Below are 18,814 nucleotides of genomic sequence, written 5' to 3' on the forward strand. Positions count from 1 at the left end.
GTTACGTCCTCCTTCGTTTTATTCATCTATTGACCGGATTTTGTTAACCGGGCGTTAATATCGTCAATGACTTTCACAAGATCGCCGATCGTCGGAATCACATAATCAGCCCCGGCTTGACGGAACCGTTCTTCTACAACGGCCATTTTCGCTGCCAACTCCGCAGCTGGCATCGTGTTGACTTCCTCCTCGGTAAGACCGAGCTCGCTTCCTCCTTTTACAACCCCTACACTCCAAGCCCCGGCATTAACACCCTCTTGAATATCGCTGACCGTATCGCCTACTTTGACAATCGCCTGGAACGGATAAACCCCTAAATTCGCAGCATTCGCGTAACACATCCACGGATACGGCCGTCCGGCTTTCACTTCGGAAGGAGTAACCAAGGAATCCGGCTCATACCCTTTCAACTTGGCCTCCCGGCTCACCACTTCCATCATTTCCGCCGTATATCCAGTTGTAGAGCCAATTTTCAGTCCTCTGTTTCGCAGTTCCTTCACTAAGTCCAGCGCGCCAGGGATCGGATCCGTATAATTCGGTAAAATTTCAAATAACAAAGGTTCGAAATCGGCATACAGATCATCCACATCCGCATTCGTCGGCAAAGCCCCGAATTTATCTTTCCACAACTGAGCGATTCTCGGAATGCTGCATAAGGTATGGATATGATCCCATTTCAATAGTCCCATCGGACCGCGTGCTTCTTCAGCTGTAATGGCAATACCCCGTTTCTCAAATATCCGCAGAAATACGTCCAGTGGCGCAAAACATCCATAATCAACCATCGTACCTGCCCAATCAAAAATAACAGCTTGAATATGACCTTCATAATTTTTCGGCAACATAACCATTCCTCTCATAGTTCGTAAATCGATATTCATTCTGATGTCATCCACTCGACATGCATTTGTTCCAATTCAACTTCCCATTCTTCCGGTGCAGGAACATTGCTGACGATGACATCGATATCCCGCAAATCCGCCATTTTATAAAATTGCACCATGCCTATTTTGGAGTGATCGGAGACCACAATGCTCACTTTGGCATGTTCCATCATCTTCTTCGCTAATTGACCGCGTTTTTCATCAAAAGAGGTGATCCCTTTGTCAATCATCATCCCATCGATGGAGATAAACGCTTTGTCCGCGTAGAAGTACTCCACCATTTTCTCCGCCAATGAGCCAACAACCCTGGATTGCAGAGAGCTTACTTTGCCTCCGATAAAAAATATTTCCCCGGCGTACAATTCCCTGTTCTTATACTCAATTAGCAAATGTAACGCTGGAATGGAGTTAGTCAAGATCGTGAGATTTTGCTTATCAAGCAAGTGTTCGATTATCTGCATTGTCGTTGAGCCATCATCGATAAAAATCACTTCATTGTCCTGGACAAGAGCTGCGGCCCATTTGCCTATTTTACGTTTCTCCTCCACATTCAGTACTTTTCTGTTCAAATGGGAGGGTTCTTCCCGGGAACGATTCACTTTCACCGCTCCGCCGTAGACCCGTTTCAGCTTGTTAGCCTCTTCAAGGTCCTCCAAATACCTGCGTACAGTCTCCGAAGAAACCTGGAGCACCTCGACAAGCTCATTGGTAATCACTTTGCCTTCGGCATTGATCTGATTAAGGATATACTCCTTACGTTCTTCCCCGATAAGTGACACGAACGTGAACCTCCTTGCACAATTGCCTCATTGTTTGCTCATAGCGGCTACTTTCGAATTTGCCAAGCTTCCGTTTTCTTTCTAACTTTTTTGGAAAGGAGCGTGTAAAGCAGCCTTACGATAATATTCGTAATCACGATGAGCACCGCCATAGCTGCAGCTGCTGCTACATCACCTGCATCCTCCATACTCACCAGCGCTACTGCCGCTAAGTTCAAATCCGCTGACCGCAGAAATACTACAGCAGAAACCGTAACCATGGAGTTGACAAAGAGGTACATGGCAATTTCTATAATTGCCGGTAGACACATAGGAACCGTGACTCTCAGCAATGTTTTGTAAAATGGCACGCGCATCGATTCAGAAACGAGCTCGAATTCTTTATCCAGCTTCTTCAAGGCTGTCGTCGCCGTGATGAACGGCACGCCATAGAAGTGAGTGATATTGGCGAGTACAAGGATAATCATCGATCCATAAATCCAGTTCATGGGATTGTTCGGATTATTAAAGAAGAAAATGTAAGCTAAACCAATGACCATCCCTGGCAGCGCTAGCGGTAATACCGACAGAAAATAACCAATCTGCCTAAGTCCGTTCAAATGACGCGATTTCTCAATGAGATAGGCGAATAAAAACGTGACGATGGTCCCGACGATTGCTGTAAAAAATGACACCTGCAAACTGGTCCAGAACGGATCAAGTCCTGAGCCTGCGACACCGGAAAAATCATAATGTTTGAAGCTGAAATTTAAGTTATAAGGCCAAACTTTAATTAACGAAGCACATGCGATTGTTATTAAAGGAATGAGAATTAAAATCGAAATGACTACTCCGAACAATTGAAAGATGGTGTCTCGAACTTTCCCCCCGGCTATCCGATAGGGAGTTGATTTGGAAGAAAGCATGGAACGCTGTTTTCTCTCGACCATTCGGTCAACAACAAAAGCGATGATTGCCGGAATGGTTAACAAAATGCCCACTGTAGCGCCCATTGACATATTTTGCTGTCCGATGACTTGCTTATAAATATCCGTGGCAAGTACGTTGAATTTACCGCCAATGGCTTGTGGGGCCCCGAAATCCGTAAAACAAGCCGTGAAACAAACGAAGATTGCACTGATTAATCCATATTTGACAGAAGGCAATGTAACTGTCAGGAACATTCTCAGCTTACTTGCCCCTAAAGTCTCTGCCGCTTCATACAGCCGCTGATCCGTGATGGATAATGCGGTAATAAAAATGAGGAACGCTTGCGGGAACAAATAAATGACCTCAGAAATTACAATCCCCACAGGCCCGTAAATCGGGATACGAATACCGCTGGGCAATAATCCGAAAAAACCGGATGTCAAAATCCCTTGATTGCCAAAAAGATACGTTAAAGCAATTCCGTGCATCATGGTCGGCTCAAAAAGCGGCAGCATGGCGACATAATGCAAGTAGGCTTTGCCTCGAATCGCCGTCCGGCTAATCCCATACGCATACAGGAAAGCCAGGGTGACGGCAATACTAGTGGAAAGCAAGGAAACCCACACTGTATTCCACAAGGATTGCGCCAAGGAAGGTGTCGTAAAATACTTGATGAAATTCTGGAGCCCGATGAATTCTGCATTCGTATTAAAAAAAGCTTTGCTAAACAGTAAACAGAGCGGCACTAAAATCGTGAACGATAAAGTGATGACGAGTAAGACAATAAGGAAATTTTGCAAATTGAGGATTTCTCCCCAGTTTCGGCGAACAGACGGTGTCCAGGCAGCGCTTTGCTTCTCCATCACGCAGTCACCACATCATCCGGCGTAAAGGTAATGACTCTATCTTGCGGAAACTCAACCGATACTTCAGCAAACTTCATCAAGTTCAATTTGTGCGCATGTTGTGCAGAGACATCCACGGAAAGCAGCTGATTTCCTAGCAGATCTTTCAGCTCACGAATGGGCTGCAAAATCAATCTATAAAACGGCCCCCTAAACTCCATATGCTTAACGACAGCCTGGTATCCTGAACCTGAAGAAGATATACGAATATGTTCGGGTCTGACAGCAAAATTGGTGAGCGGCAAGTTTCCTTTGCGAGGCCCATAGGCCAAGAAATTAATGGAACCTATAAAATCCGCTACAAAAGGCGATTCCGGTTGATCATACACTTGCTGAGGGCTTCCCACTTGCATAATTTCAGCATTATTCATAACGACAATCCGATCCGCCATGGTCAATGCCTCTTCTTGATCATGCGTTACCATGATGGTTGTAATGCCCAACTTTTCTTGCAAACTGCAAATTTCTTCACGCAGTTTGGTCCTCACTTTGGCATCTAACGCTGATAATGGTTCATCCAGCAAGAGAAAATCAGGCGATAAAACAACAGCCCTGGCAAGTGCAACCCGTTGCTGTTGGCCTCCTGAAAGCTGGGCTGGATAACGTTCTTTCAAATGTAGTAAATCGACTAGTGAAAGCGCCTCGTTTACTTTGTCGCTAATTTCCTTTTTCGTAAGTTTCCTCCCCTGCAAGCCATAAGCCAAATTCTGAGCAGCCGTTAAATTTGGAAATAAAGCATAAGATTGAAAGACCATGCCGAAGTTTCGTTTGGATGGCGGCAAATCTGTGATGTCCTTGCCTCCAACCGTGATTCGCCCGCGCGTCGGTTTCTCAAGACCGGCGATAATGCGCAGCAAGGTTGTTTTGCCACAGCCGCTTGGGCCAAGCAAGCAAATGAATTCATTCTTTTTAATATCAATATTTATTTCTCTAAGCGCTGTAAAGGAGTCAAATGTTTTGTTCACACCTTGAATGGATAAATAGGCTTCTGGCATAAGCTGCCTCCTTGAACTTAGATTTGAGAAGGAAGCGACTGCTGACCTTGGCAGATCCGGACAGCAGCCGTTTTATTAACTTGATGGCGAGTTATTTCGGTTCGCTCTTCGTGTTATAACGTTGATCCCACTCAGCCAGAATGCTTGCCCGATTCTTCGCAATTTCATTGAGATCATTTTTGATCAATTGTTTTATCGGGTCCACTTTGTAGCCTTCAGGAAGCTGCGAATTGTCGGTTTTGATTGCCAAAATCGCATAATTTTTGTTGTATTCTTTCATAGCTTCATCTGTAATTGCCCAGTCCAGGAACTGCTGAGACACTTGTTTAATCGTTTTCTTCTTAATCAGTGCATTGGCTTCTACATCCCAGCCGGAGCCCTCTTTCGGGAACACAACCTCGACCGGGGAACCGTTTTTCTTCTCCTGCAAGCCGCGATATCCAAAAGAAATGCCGATTGGGTACTCGCCCGTACCCGCCAACTTGGCCGGCTTCGACCCGGAGTGGACATACATGGCAACATTATCATGCAGTTTGTTCATATAGTTCCATGCTTTGTCTTGGCCCTCCAATTGAATCAATCCGGATACCGTCAAGAAACCTGTGCCTGAGGAGGATGGGTTAGGCATGGTAATAAGCCCTTTATACTCCGGTTTAATCAAATCAGCATAGGATTCAGGAATTGGCAATTTACGTTTATCCATCTCTGTTTTGTTGACGATGAAGGCTGTTTCCCAAGCATCGATACCCACCCAATGCGCCGGTACATTTTTATCTTTAAATTCAGGCAGTATGCGTTCTATCCCTTGCGGAGCATAAGGTTCTAACTGATTGTTCTGATCGAGCACCAACAAGCTTGTTGCCGCTAATCCCCACACGATATCTGCTTGCGGATTGTCTTTCTCGGCCAGCAGCTTGGCCGTGATTACCCCCGTCGAATCTCGGACAATGTTAAGTTTAATATCAGGATATTTCTTCTTGTAACTAGCTAGATAGCTCTTGATCGCATCATCTTCCAGTGCCGTATATACCGTCAATTCCTTACTGGCTGAATCTACGCTGCCTGTTCCAGCAGGACTTGTGACTGCTCCAGGTGTCGACTGATTGATGGTTGCGGATTTGCCACATGCCGATAATATAGAAACAAATGTCACCGCAACGACTAAACCTCTAGTTAATTTTTTCATTGTTCCGATTCCTCTCCTGGTTATAATCTGTTCCTTCCGATAATACACACGCTTCTCTCTGCTTTAATTTTGTATGCTCTGGATGCAAAACGTTGTTTTCGCTGATCGGCAATCGATCAAAGATCCCCCCCACATCGTTTGCTTCATTAACAAACATAAAAACAACTTTAATTAATTGATTTTAATTGTTTTTGGTTGTTTTTATAATAGAATTATAATCTTTCCTCTGCGAATGTGTCAATACTTTAATGTCACGAAATATAACATTAACATCACGCAAAGCCACTGAACTATACGGACTAGCTGGAAGATTCCCTACGAATGAATAAAAGGTCTGCCCCCGTTTCGGAGCAGACCTTTTATTCATTTAACCAAGTTCCCCGGCGTGGAGCAAGAATTTCTTTCAACTATTTTACTTTGAATAATGACATTTCTTTGGAAGTCATTGGGCAGCACGCCTAATTGTTTCATTAACAATCTGACGGATTGAGCACCTAATTCCGAAGGCTGCAAATCCATACTGGTTAGAGACGGGTTTGATTGAACCATCATGGAAAGATCACCACAGATAACGAAGACTGAAACATCTTCAGCGACTTTGAGATTAAGATCTTTCATTGCATTGATGGCACTGAAGGCCGCGTGGTCATCATCCGCAATGATCGCGGTTACCCCTTTCCCAAGCTTACCTAAAGTAGTCATCGTTTCCTCGTAGCCATAATCCATGTATACGTTTGAACTTAAATCGGGCTTATGATGGATCATGTGCTCTTCTACGTGAAGATCGTGATCTTCCATCGCTTTGATGAAGCCCTCTTTTCTATCAATGGATACCGTCATTAACTCGTTGGCATTTAAAAACATGATATTCCGGTGACCTTTTTCAATCAAATATTTACAAATATGATAACTAACCGCTTGATTGTCGTTATCCACACTATAAGCATTAAGTACCGTTGGATTCATTACCCTGCCAACCGTAACAAATGGAATATTTTCCGAAGCCAACAGATGTATTCGCTCGTCATTGGTAGTTGGTCGCATGACAACAGCCCCATCGATTGGATAACTAGACAAGAAAGGGGTTTGAACCTTTTGCAAAGGAATCATATCAAGCAGCACCCGGTATCCGTAATAAGAGGCTTCGAGTATGACCCCATTGATAAATTGCGTATGAAATGCGCTAAAAAAGAAGTTACCATGCGGAATGGTTAACCCGATCGCCATCGTTTTCTTCGTCACCAAGCTGCGTGCGATATGATTCGGCACATAATTCAGCTGCTTGGAAATACGTAATACCCGCTCTTTCACTTCATTACTTGTAGGCCTCTTTTGGCTAAAAACATTGGAAACAGTTCCCTTCGAAACTCGAGCTAATTTGGCAACGTCATCTATTTTAGCCATATCCTTATTAACATCCCTTCAGAAAACCATCCATTTATGCTAATTTGTCATTGAGCTGCTCGACTAATTCAATTAACTCCAGTGGATGACTAATTGTATATTGAGGGATTTCGCTTTCGTCTGCGTGCAGCTTCGGATAACGTGGCGTCCAGCTCAAGAAGACGCTTGTGATTCCCATTTGGTTAGCCCCTTTGACATCCCTGCTCAAGTTGTTGCCGACCATGACAATTCGGTAGCAATCCTGCTCGCTGAGATCCAATGCGCCAATCGCTGCTTTGAACATCCGAGGACTCGGCTTGGAGGCTTTAACCGTTTCCGAATACACCATCGTTGTAAAATAATCGTACAAACCATTTTGCGTCAAAATATTTTTGAAGGATTGCGCATTGCCGTCGGCTACAATAGCTAAAGTATACCCTCGTTCAGCCAGCGTTTTTACCATGACATCGGCTCCTGGAATCACATTAGCTTGAATGACAATATCGTGATCATCTCTAATTTCCGTGCCTTCATCGATAATGGTGTCGCCGCAATCCAGAAAAACAATCAATTTCTTTGGTGCTGAACTATTGGTCGTATTAGGATTCATGAATGACACCTCTCAAATTTAATTGGTTTGCGTAGTGACACGCAGCAAAATGGTTATTGTCATTGTCCACAGTTTGCAGCTCAGGTTCCTGCTGCACGCATTTGTCCGTTTTATACCTGCATCTTGGGTGAAAATGACAACCGCTTGGAGGATTAGCCGGATTAGGAACTTCTCCTTCCAGAATAATCCGATCCTTCTTTGTATCGGGATCTGGCTCTGGTACGGCTGACAAAAGCGCTTCGGTATACGGGTGCATCGGATGGGTAAATAACGAATCAACAGGCGCCAGCTCTACAATTTTACCCAGGTGCATGACCGCGACCCGATCGGATATGTTTTGTACGATAGATAAGTCATGAGAAATGAAGATATACGTAATTTGAAGCTGCTCTTGCAAATCCTTCAGCAAATTAATAATTTGCGCTTTAATCGAGACATCCAAGGCCGACACCGCTTCGTCGCAGACAATGAGTCTTGGCTGGGAAATGAGAGATCGCGCAATCGCTATCCGCTGCCTTTGTCCCCCAGAGAAGGCGTGAGGATAACGTTTGAGATAACTGACATTTAAACCCGTTTTTTCAGCGATGAACGTCACTTTCTCATCCAATTGCGATTTCGACAACTTGAAATTGGCCAAAAGTGGTTCGGATATAATGTCATACACGCTCATTCTAGGACTAAGAGACGAAAAAGGGTCCTGAAAAATCATTTGAATATCTTTCCGATATTTCTTGAATGCTTTTCCCCTTAATCCCAAAAAGTCGACTTGCTCTTCTCCCTCCGGACGATAGAGAACTTGCCCGGATGTTGCATCCATCCCTCTCACAATACAACGTCCTAATGTCGTTTTACCGCAGCCCGACTCACCAACAATGCTTAATGTCTCTCCTTCCAAAAGCTCAAAAGAAACATTATTCAGCACGCGGATGGAGGAAGGTTTGCTAAACAGCTTATTTTTGGATTTCACCTGAAAATCCTTGTTCAATTGATTTACTTGTAATATTGGTTTAGACATCCTTATTCTCCCTCACCCTCAGCCTTGTAGAGAAAACATCTCACCATATGGTTATCGGAGATATACGTTTTGGGAACGTTCTGCCTATTACATACACCCTCGATTCGATCTGAACAGCGCTCGTAGAAACCACACATCGGCGGCATATTGGTTGCCATGGGAACTGTTCCATCGATGGATTCCAACCTTGCATGCCTGTTTCCGGATAATTTGGGCATGGATTTGAGCAACCCTTTGGTGTAAGGATGTTTAGGGTTATTGAAAATCTCCTTCACTGTAGACTGTTCGACTATTTTCCCCAAGTACATGACAGCTACTTCATCACACATTTCGGCAATAATCCCAAGATCATGAGTGACCAGCAGGATCGCCATACCAAATTCACGTTGAAGCTCTTTCATAAGCTCCAACACTTGTGCTTGAATCGTGACATCGAGCGCAGTAGTAGGCTCGTCGGCAATTAGCAATTCCGGGTTGCAGGACAAGGCCATTGAAATCATCGCCCGTTGACGCATCCCCCCGGAGAATTCATGCGGAAATTGGTCAAAACGTTTCTCCTGATCCGAGATTCCGACTTTGCCAAGCATTTCAAGCGCTATTTTTTTAGCCTCTTTTTTGTTCTTCGTTCGGTGAATTAATATAGCTTCCATAATCTGATTTCCAATCGTGTACATCGGTGAAAAAGCAGTCATCGGCTCTTGAAAAATCATCGCTATTTTCCTGCCACGAATGGAACGTATTTGTTTACTCCGTGCAGGTAACGATAACAAATCCAACTGATTTAAAGCCTTCTCCGATTCGGAGTGATACACGATCTTTCCGGTGGTTTCGCACTCTTTGGGATTAATGCTAATAATCGCTCTGCTCGTCAAGCTTTTCCCACAGCCAGACTCGCCAACAAGGCCCAGCGTCTTCCCCTTTTTTATGTCAAAGTCAACGCCATCAACAGCCTTCATTTCTCCATTATCCATTTGAATGCGAATCCTGAGGTCTTGGACTGACAGAAGGGGGTGTTCAGATTGTGAAACGGTGGCTTGCGATGTCATATTATCCCCTCACTTTGGACTAGAGTGTATTACTTCTTGTATGGATCGGCAGCATCGCGCAATCCGTCGCCGAGAAAGTTAAAGGTTAAAACCGTCACAATGACAAAACCTAAAGGAATCAGTTTCCAGGGATACAAAGCAACATTCTCGATCTGTTGTGCTTCTTGGAGCAGAACGCCCCAACTCGTAGCAGGCGAGCGTATTCCGAGCCCCAGGAAGCTCATTGCGGTTTCACCAAGAATCATGCCAGGTATGGCTAAGGTTGTTGCCACAACCAAATAGGAAATAAAACCAGGCAATAAATGTCTAATAATGATTTTCGCGTCACTCACGCCGGCAATTTTGGCTGCCAACACATACTCCTCATTTTTCAAAGAGATGAACTTTCCTCTCGCAACCCTGGCTAATTCCGTCCACCCGATAAAGGCGAAAATGATAACAATATACAGATACATCGTAACGATAGGAACTCTGGCAGGAATGGCGGCTGACAATGCCATCCAGAGAGGCAGCGTCGGAAAAGACCTAATAATTTCAATACTCCGCTGTATAATCGAGTCTAACCAACCTCCGAAATAACCGGACACCCCTCCGATAAATAATCCCAAAACGAAGCTTATTGATACGCCGATGAGAGGAATGCTTAATGAAACTTGGCTCCCCAGAAATACACGGGAAAGTAAATCCCTGCCCATACCATCCGTACCGAATAAAAAGATACGTCCCGGAGCATCGACGCCAAATAGATGAATATTTGTAGAAAACAGTCCTAAAAACCTGTAGGTTTCACCTTCTACAAAGAAACGAACAGGGTGACGAACGTTCTCGTCCTGCACAAATATTTTACGGAGTGTCACAGGATCTCTTCCTGATTTCAGCTCATTCACAAACGGTCTCAAATGGAACTGGCCATCTGCGTCCTTAAAGCTCACTTTCACTGGTGGAGCGTTCACGTATTTACTGTCATAACTTTGCAAGCCATAAGGCGCAATAAACTGTGCAAATAGGGCCGCTACATAAAAGCACGCAAGAATCGCCAGGCTAATCCGGGCCAATTTATGCTTTTTTAAACGACGATACATGAGCCGCCATTGTGAGCTGTGGGAAAGATCACTTTTGGGAGCTTCTTTTACTGGCGCTATCTTCTGTCTTCCGACAATTGGAATCGTTTTCATGGTCACATACCTCTGAACTCTGTGCGAATTTTTGGATCGAGCCATGCCAATAAAATATCTGAAATCAATGTACCCAGAACCGTCAAAACAGCCATAAACAACAGCCATGTACCCGCCAAGTACATATCCTGCGCTAAGAGAGCGTTATACATGACCGGCCCTTGGATGGGAAGATTGAGAACAATCGCCGTAATAGTAGAACCTGTAAATATAGAGGTGAGTGACCAACCAATTGTGCTCACGATCGGATTCATAGCTGCGCGTGTCGGATATTTGATTAATATTTTTGTTTCCGATAAGCCCTTTGCTCTCGCCGTCACCACATTCGGCTTATTCAATTCGTCCAGCATCTGGCCTCTCATAACTCGAATCAATTCTGCCGTATTCGCTAGCCCAATGACGATAACAGGAATGATCATATGCTTGAGTAAATCCAATACCTTATCGAACGACCAGCCTGCATGAACGAACTCACTTGAAAAGAGACCTAATAAGGGATCGCCAAAGTAAACATACGACAAATACATTAAGATGATGGCCATCAAGAAATGCGGCGTTGCCATGCCAAGAAAGCCAACAGCCGAAAAAATATAATCACCAATCGAATATTGCTTTACGGCGCAGTAAATGCCGATCGGAACCGCCACTGCGTATGTGAATGCCATCGTGACCAAAGAGACGACAATCGTTAACCCCATATATTGCGAGATAACCGTCGTAACCGGCTTGTTATAGCTGAAAGAATAGCCGAAGTCGAAGTTCGTTATCATATTGCTCATCCAAGCCAGATATTGAAAAAACCAGGGCTGATCCAATTTCAGACTTGCGCGCATTGCAGCTATATCAGCGTCTGACATGACATCACCGGCAACCGACATTTTAGCCGCATAAGTCGACACGTAGTCACCTGGGGGAAGCTGAATAATGTAGAAGACAATCATGGAGATAAAGAAAATAACCGGTATAACCAAGACGATTCTTTTTAAAATATAGTGAAGCATCTCTACCCTATCCTCTCCGTTTAATTCAAGAATACCGCTAAACGATACAGGGGGATTCGGGATCCCCCTATTTTCGCCCAAAGCTTACTTATGGTTTGATAAAAAATTGCGCGGGATGACCGTGCCCCAAGCTGCGGAATTCATCGGAATAGACTAAGTCTTTGGGTACGTTGCCCATTTTATTGGAAGCTACTACAAGGCGCGGTGTAGGACCGGCGTAACCGATAATCCATTGATTTTTCTGATGCAGCTTCACAATCTCATTGCTCCACTTCTCGATCTCCTCTTTACTTGTTGACGCTTTAACTTTGTTCCAGTAGTCGAGAATTAAAGCTACATCGCCTTCCGGTTTGACCCCTTCTTTGCCATTGGAAGACGAGTACAACCCGTAATGTCCATACCAAGGCGTCAGCACCCTCAGAGGAACGAGCGTATCCGGACGGAAAGCTACGTTAACCAGTGAGATATTTTCAGTCGTCGCAGGAATTTTGTTAGCATATTTGAGTTCCTGATGAGTTCCTTGATCCACAACTTTAAGGTCTACTTTAATGCCCACTGCTTCATAATACTTTTTGACAAGTTCAAGGAAGCTTGCTGTACTCGTACTGCCTTCAATGATCGTAATGGTTAGATCAGAACCATCTGCATTGAGCCGGAAATTATTCTTATCGCGTTTGGTCAAGCCAATCTCATCCAGCAGCTGATTAGCTCGATTCACATCGAACTTACTCCATTGATCTGCCCATCCTGCTTGATAGCCAACCAGCCCTTCAGGAACCGATGCCTGCTGAGGAGCACCCAAGCCATTCGTTACGATTTCCGAAATTTCTTTCCGATCTACAGCAACCGACAGGGCCTCTCTAAATCTAATATCCTGAAACAGCTTGCGCAGATTCGGATCTGCAATCGTCTGATTCAACTGCAGGCCAGCGCTCGACCAATTGGGCGTCGTCCAAGACAAAACGCGAAACCCTGCTTTTTTCTCATTTTCCTTGAGCACAGTGAAGTCTTTAAAATCGAAGTCAAGCAAATTGTAATCTCCAGCGAGCGCACCTAGAATACGTTGAGCAGGATCCTGTACTTTGGTTGCAACGATACGATCCATATACGGAAGCTGATTACCCTCTTTGTCCGTTTTCCAGTAATAGGGGTTACGTTCCATAATAAACTGATCGCTGTTGGGGTCATTTTTGGCCACCCAAGCCCGCAATGTCGGGATTTGCGGATTAACCCAATAATAGTAGCCTGTTGCGACTAAGAATGTTTTTACGTCTTCGAAGCCCCATTTTTTCGCAATCTCAAGTGCCTTCTCTTGACCTACAAATTCAGGGAGTATCGTTTTTTGGAAGTGCGCCGGCGCGAAGAACCATTTGTTGTCTATCGCAACACGTTCCAGGAATTGTACGCTTGGATACTTATGTACAACCTTAAAGGTGTAGTCATCTATCTTCGTAACCGTCGCCAAAGCCTTCTCCCCCGATACAGGGTCTACGGAATAATAAGCGTCATATATTTTTTTACCAAACGTTTCTTTGGTCAGCATGTGCTCCCAGTAAAACAGCACGTCATCGGCGGTAAACGGCACCCCGTCCGACCATTTCATACCCTTTCTTAAATGAATCGTAAATTCTGTAGAATCTTTGTTGACCTCATAACTTTTGGCCACATTAGGTTCAATCGTGCTTCCATCTTTTTTAAAACGGAACAGAGCTTCCTCCGTAGGCTGACCTACTGTCCACCGGTCATTCGGTCCGGTCCATGGCAACTTCCAATCTCCACCGTATTTACCAATTTCCTCGGATACGGTTTCAACCATAATATCTTCCTTGGCAGGCATACGCTCAGCCACCGGCTTTAACGTACCTGCGCTTACTAGCTTAGTCAGCATAGGAGCTTCTTTGAATCCGTCTGTCTTTGCAGGAGCGGGTGCTACGGGAGCCGCCGTTGCCTCTTTAACAGATGAGCTTGCCGTTGGACTAACTTCACTTGCACTCTCGCAGGCAGCAAAAACAACAGCGAACACCATCAGCATTATGCCCAAAAATAGGCGATTCGTTTTCAAAGCTATCCCCTCCATCATTCATCTGGTATTTCAATCTTCCTCATCACGAGCTGGAAATTGATTCCTATCCACCCCCTAGATAGATTCAAGCTTAAACCGGTTTAAGTATGCGGGGACTAGGGAAAGCGCTTTCCTAACAAAGCAATAAAAAACGATAAACAACATATTAAACCGGTTTAACAACGTACATAACAATCGGGTAATCTCCTCTTTTGAGTGGAATTAAACGTATGGTATGGATTATGTTAAACTGATTTAATCGTGCTCGCTCATTATGTAAGCGCTTAACTATTATCTGTATCGTACCGTGTAATATTGGAAAATGCAACAACTTTTTTTGGGAAAATTTGGTGTCAAATGTTGTCGAAAAGAAAAAATCCTGAAAGCGTCCACTAAGGACGCTTATCCAGGATTGGAAAAAGCAGCTTCTGATTCGGTTTCGTATACATGTTCGTTTTCCAGATAACCTCCGACCCCGTATCGATCCTTCCTTCCACCTTCTGCCCACTGCTCAGTTGAACTGCCGTCTTCAATGCCACATAGCCCATATTGAACGGCTTCTGGACGACCATGGCCTGGATGATTTCCTCTTCCAGGAAACCGATTTCTTCCATAGAACTGTCGAAGCCAATCAGCTTGATCTCTCCTGGCTTCTTCCAATCGTGAAGCGCTTTGGCCGCGCCAAGGGTCGAAGGCTCATTTAATCCGACTATTCCTTGCAGATTCGGGTAATCCTTCAGCAGCTGCATCGTAATGTCGTACGCTTTCTCCGAAGATCCCTCGCTGTAGTAGGTATTCAGGATTTGGAAGCCCGTGTCCCTCTGAATGGCAGAGCGAAGCCCGTTTTCTCTTTCAATGGAAGTAGATGACCCTTTAATGAAATTTATAATGGCTACTTGCCCGCGATTCGGCAGCGTCTGGATCAGCGCTTCACCCGCTTTTTTCCCCGCTTCCACATTATCCGTAGCGATAAACGACTTGGAAATGCCTCCCTTAAGACCGGAATCCACGGTAATTAAGGGAATACCGGCTTTTACAATCTCGTGCGCAATAGGCACCGTTCGCTCGAAATCTAAAGCCGACAAGACAATCGCCTTCGGCTTCATCGCTATGACTTCACGCAGCAACCGAATTTGACCATCGACATCTTTTTCCGTGTCTGTGCCGACAACCTTCACTGTGCTCCCCATCTCTGCGCCAGCGGCATTGACGCCTTGCTCGACGACCTGCCAAAACTCAATTTGCTTATCAATCGTCTTGGGCACAAAAACGATGGGCTGATTATTTTTACCTGCCGCTTTTAAACCAAACACATAAACAACCATTGATAGGATCGCTATGACAATTAAAAGTAACCAGCGCTTCATTCGTCTTTCACCTCCAACTCGGAGCAAGGAATTCGCAATGTGACTGTCGTCCCTTCTTCCGGTTCGCTTTCGAAAGACAAGCCATACGCTGTACCATAGAACAGCTGAATACGATGATGCACATTCCAAACACCTAGCCCCTGATCCTTGGAAGATTCCGAATCTGGTCCTTGTCCTGGTCCCGCTCCAAGCAAGCCTTGCAGCTTGGCTTTATCCATCCCTAACCCGTTATCACTTACCGTAATTTGGATGACGCCGTCAACCATCCGCCCTACGATGCGGATATGCCCCCGTTCTTCCATACGCCTGATGCCATGGTATATCGCATTTTCCACGAGCGGTTGAAGCATTATCCTTAGCATACGGCAGCCTTGCAGTTCGGGTTCAACCTCAATCGCGTACGAAAATTTATTGGTGTATCGCATGGATTGCACCGTTAGATAGTTAGCCAAGTGCTCCATTTCCATGGATACGGAAACTTCTTGTTCCCCTTTGCCTATACTGTAACGCAGCATTTTGGAGAGGGCCATGGTCATTTTCACGACTTCTCTCATTTTGTTCGTTTCGGCCATCCAAATGATCGATTCCAGCGTGTTATACAAGAAATGCGGGTTGATCTGGGATTGGAGCGCTTTGATTTCACTTGTCCGGAGCAGCGCCTCTTCATGAACAATTTGCTTCATGAGGTCCTTTATTTTGACCAGCATGACATTGAAGCTCCTTGCTAATTTCCCAATCTCATCGGCTTGCGTAATATCAGCCCGAATGTCAAAGTTGCCCTGTTCCACCTGTTTCATATTCGCTTCCAGCTTCTTGATCGGCCGGCTGAGTGTAAACGATAGCACGATCGAAATGCCGAGCGCGATGATCAAACACACGCTGCCCCACAGAACCGTTGACAGCTGCATCTTTTTTTTATTGCCAACCAGCTCTTCGGGATACGTGACACCAACAATTTTCCAACCAAAATTCGTCGTTCGAATCGATAAGATTTTTTCATGCTCATTTTCTTTCAAGGATAACTGCCCGTCTCCCGAGGCCAGAATCGCTTTAATAGGTTCACTTTTCAAATTCGTATGGATGATCTGCTGCTGAGGGTGATAAACGAGGTCTCCTTCGGAATTGACAATAAACACATACCCTCTCTTGCCTAGTTGAATATGGCTGCAGAGGTCATTAATAATCGTGTAATTCAAATCGATCAGCAGCACGCCGGTCTTGTTGATTCGATCGTCGCCCCGAAACTGCTGGCTCATGGAGATGACCCAGGGATATTCGTTGTGATAGACGTGTTCAACTTCTGAGGAAGAAATATAGATGGCGTCATTTTTCGCTTTCGTATACCAATCCTGCGCAATTAACTCCGGATAACTCTTCAGGGCGCTCTGCTCCCGGTCGGAGATGACAGCCCCATTGGAGCCTATAAAAAGAATTGCGCTAATGTCATTTCTGGATTGAACGATAACTTGCAGGGAGCTTTCAATCGCGTTGACCAGGCTTTGTCCGACTTCTGAATGTGGGTCCGTCATCGTCAGATATTGTCTGATTTGCCCATTGTTATATAGCAGGGACGAAATACTCTTCATATTGTCAATATACGTCTCAATCGTTGTTCCAACCTGATTGATCAGCTCATTCGTATACTGTACCGAGTTTTCGGTAACGGAGTCCGACGACTGGCGGTATGTGTTGTAGCTCAGGATAAGCGTAGTGCCTATGATCAAACAGGAGAAAGCGACAGCTATGCTTGTGTGAATGCTTTTAAATCGAAAGAAACGCCTTTTATTCAAGAGAGCTCCCCTCTCTGCTTGCTGATCTATATTCTTTGGGCGTCATCCCATGATGCCGCTTAAAAATCACGCTGAAATACTGCGGGTCACTGTATCCAATTTTCGCGGCAATTTCATAGGCTTTCAAATTCGTCTCGGTTAACAGTTCCTTTGCTTTGGCAAGGCGTATCCATGTGACATATTCAATGAAGGACTGGCCTTTCTTTTGCTTGAACAGCCCGCTGAAATAATTCATGCTCATGTAGACGTGTTGGGCCACTTCATTCAGCGATAAGTTCTCATTATGATAGTTTTCGAGAATATACATTTCAGACCGGATCAACAAAGAGTCTACATCTTGCGCCATTTTCATCATGACCTGTTCAAACAACTGCAGGCATATCAACTCCAGCCACCCTTTTATTTCATCTAAGGTTTTGTAGGCTCGAACCTGTCCGAGAATATCCGCAGCCTCCAGGGCGTCATGGCCGGAGTCCTCAAATACTTGAATGATGGCGACAAGAAGCCTTTGCACATAAATGTAGCAGCGGTCTACCGAGGATTGCGAAGCGCGCAGCTCATGCATCCAGTCATTCAAGAGCCTGGCAAAAAGCTCTTTATTCCCTGTTTTCAACGCCGCGATCAGCTTGCGCTCCCATTCTGCATGATGCACCTGCAATTTGCCTTTCCCATGCACGATATCTTCAATGGAAATAATCTTATTTTTGCCGACCATAAATCGATAATCGAGCGCCGATCCCGCTTCGGAATACGATTTGGACAGCTCCTCCATCGTTCGGTACGGTCTGCCAATCCCAATCGAAACGCGAACTCTCACATACTTTTCTATGCACTGCAGGGCTTGCTCGGCGTATTTCTGGACAGCCAGAATCAAATAAGGCATTTCCCCTGAGAAAATGATGCCGATTCGCTCGTCTCTCGTTCGAAAGACAATACCGCCTTGCTCTAACTCAAAAATTTCGTGAACAATATTATACACGGCAAACCGCAGCAATTCGGTCTCCGAGCTTATTTTCGCAGCCATTGGATACATAAACTCTTCCACATCTAACGTTGCCGCCATATAGTGCGGCCCAGGGAGTGACAAATGAAACAGAGCAAATTTATTCAGAATCTGCTCTTTCTTCACTTCACTGGTGACCATGCGTTCTAAAAATTGCTCGCGCAATAAAGGCATGCTCATATTTAATTGGCTTTGGAGCCTGGACAGATCTTCATTCCTTAACCGCTTCTCATCCAGCTCTTTTCTCAAATGCTGCAAAATGCCCGTAAATTCGTGATGGCCAACGGGTTTCATCACATATTCATAAACCTTCAGTTTCACGGCCTGCTTGGCGTATTCGAATTCACCGAACCCCGTCATAATAATGACGGTAATATCCCGGTAACGATCAGCAATGGCTGCGGCAAGCGCCAGTCCATCCATGTGAGGCATCGAAATATCCGTAATAATCACATCCGGCACACGGATTTCGAGGGAATCCAAGGCCTCTCTCCCATCACCATAAGAACCAATTAACTCAAAGCCATAGGCCTCCCAATCTATTTTTTCACGAATACTTTCCCGTACTGCTTCTTCGTCATCAACTATGATCAGGGTATACACCTTACCACCTCAGGTTTTACAAATCTGAACCTCAACTTTATTCGAGAATAGCGCTTACATTTCCTGTAGTGGTCTGGAATTTCTTTTTGGGAAAGAGGTTG

Annotated in this window: 15 protein-coding genes; all 15 read right to left on the minus strand. The window is 44.9% G+C overall.

Going from position 1 to position 18,814, the window contains the following annotated elements:
• Positions 1-26: 26 nt before the first annotated feature.
• Positions 27-845 (minus strand): phosphonoacetaldehyde hydrolase, encoded by an 819-nt coding sequence (phnX, locus tag PCH02S_RS03915; RefSeq protein WP_127450268.1) that lies wholly within the window; start codon positions 843-845, stop codon positions 27-29.
• A 32-nt stretch (positions 846-877) separates the two neighbouring features.
• Positions 878-1,663, minus strand: coding sequence for a DeoR/GlpR family DNA-binding transcription regulator (locus PCH02S_RS03920; protein ID WP_127450270.1), 786 nt, complete (start codon positions 1,661-1,663; stop codon positions 878-880).
• A gap of 47 nt (positions 1,664-1,710) precedes the next feature.
• Positions 1,711-3,435 carry a putative 2-aminoethylphosphonate ABC transporter permease subunit gene (locus PCH02S_RS03925; protein ID WP_127450272.1) on the minus strand — a complete coding sequence of 575 codons (1,725 nt, stop codon included), beginning with the start codon at positions 3,433-3,435 and terminating at the stop codon, positions 1,711-1,713.
• The gene (locus tag PCH02S_RS03930; RefSeq protein ID WP_127450274.1) at positions 3,435-4,472 is read right to left on the minus strand and encodes a putative 2-aminoethylphosphonate ABC transporter ATP-binding protein; all 1,038 of its coding nucleotides are present in this window, start codon (positions 4,470-4,472) and stop codon (positions 3,435-3,437) included. The genes PCH02S_RS03925 and PCH02S_RS03930 overlap by 1 nt, the downstream gene beginning before the upstream one ends.
• A 91-nt stretch (positions 4,473-4,563) precedes the next feature.
• The gene (locus tag PCH02S_RS03935) at positions 4,564-5,658 is read right to left on the minus strand and encodes a putative 2-aminoethylphosphonate ABC transporter substrate-binding protein (protein ID WP_127450276.1); all 1,095 of its coding nucleotides are present in this window, start codon (positions 5,656-5,658) and stop codon (positions 4,564-4,566) included.
• 363 nt (positions 5,659-6,021) lie between these two features.
• Positions 6,022-7,062: a LacI family DNA-binding transcriptional regulator gene (locus PCH02S_RS03940; protein WP_127450278.1), complete on the minus strand. Its 1,041-nt coding sequence runs from the start codon at positions 7,060-7,062 to the stop codon at positions 6,022-6,024.
• 34 nt (positions 7,063-7,096) lie between these two features.
• On the minus strand, positions 7,097-7,651 hold the full coding sequence (locus PCH02S_RS03945) for an HAD family hydrolase (RefSeq protein ID WP_127450280.1): 555 nt from the start codon (positions 7,649-7,651) through the stop codon (positions 7,097-7,099).
• Positions 7,641-8,666, minus strand: a complete 1,026-nt coding sequence (locus tag PCH02S_RS03950) for an ABC transporter ATP-binding protein (protein WP_127450282.1) — start codon at positions 8,664-8,666, stop codon at positions 7,641-7,643. Before PCH02S_RS03950 ends, PCH02S_RS03945 begins: the two co-directional genes overlap by 11 nt.
• Positions 8,667-8,668: 2 nt before the next feature.
• Complete coding sequence (locus PCH02S_RS03955; protein WP_246068935.1) at positions 8,669-9,637, minus strand: ABC transporter ATP-binding protein; 969 nt, start codon at positions 9,635-9,637, stop codon at positions 8,669-8,671.
• 104 nt (positions 9,638-9,741) lie between these two features.
• Positions 9,742-10,887 carry an ABC transporter permease gene (locus PCH02S_RS03960; protein ID WP_127450286.1) on the minus strand — a complete coding sequence of 382 codons (1,146 nt, stop codon included), beginning with the start codon at positions 10,885-10,887 and terminating at the stop codon, positions 9,742-9,744.
• Positions 10,888-10,889: 2 nt separating this feature from the next.
• Positions 10,890-11,888 carry an ABC transporter permease gene (locus tag PCH02S_RS03965; protein ID WP_127450288.1) on the minus strand — a complete coding sequence of 333 codons (999 nt, stop codon included), beginning with the start codon at positions 11,886-11,888 and terminating at the stop codon, positions 10,890-10,892.
• A gap of 88 nt (positions 11,889-11,976) precedes the next feature.
• Positions 11,977-13,950: an ABC transporter substrate-binding protein gene (locus PCH02S_RS03970; protein ID WP_246068936.1), complete on the minus strand. Its 1,974-nt coding sequence runs from the start codon at positions 13,948-13,950 to the stop codon at positions 11,977-11,979.
• Between the two features lie 392 nt (positions 13,951-14,342).
• Complete coding sequence (locus PCH02S_RS03975; RefSeq protein ID WP_127450290.1) at positions 14,343-15,317, minus strand: substrate-binding domain-containing protein; 975 nt, start codon at positions 15,315-15,317, stop codon at positions 14,343-14,345.
• On the minus strand, positions 15,314-17,107 hold the full coding sequence (locus tag PCH02S_RS03980) for a sensor histidine kinase (protein ID WP_127450292.1): 1,794 nt from the start codon (positions 17,105-17,107) through the stop codon (positions 15,314-15,316). Before PCH02S_RS03980 ends, PCH02S_RS03975 begins: the two co-directional genes overlap by 4 nt.
• The gene (locus tag PCH02S_RS03985) at positions 17,100-18,713 is read right to left on the minus strand and encodes a response regulator (RefSeq protein WP_127450294.1); all 1,614 of its coding nucleotides are present in this window, start codon (positions 18,711-18,713) and stop codon (positions 17,100-17,102) included. Before PCH02S_RS03985 ends, PCH02S_RS03980 begins: the two co-directional genes overlap by 8 nt.
• Between the last annotated feature and the right edge of the window lie 101 nt (positions 18,714-18,814).

It is taken from the genome of Paenibacillus chondroitinus NBRC 15376 (genome assembly GCF_004000765.1).
Lineage (GTDB): Bacteria > Bacillota > Bacilli > Paenibacillales > NBRC-103111 > Paenibacillus_E > Paenibacillus_E chondroitinus.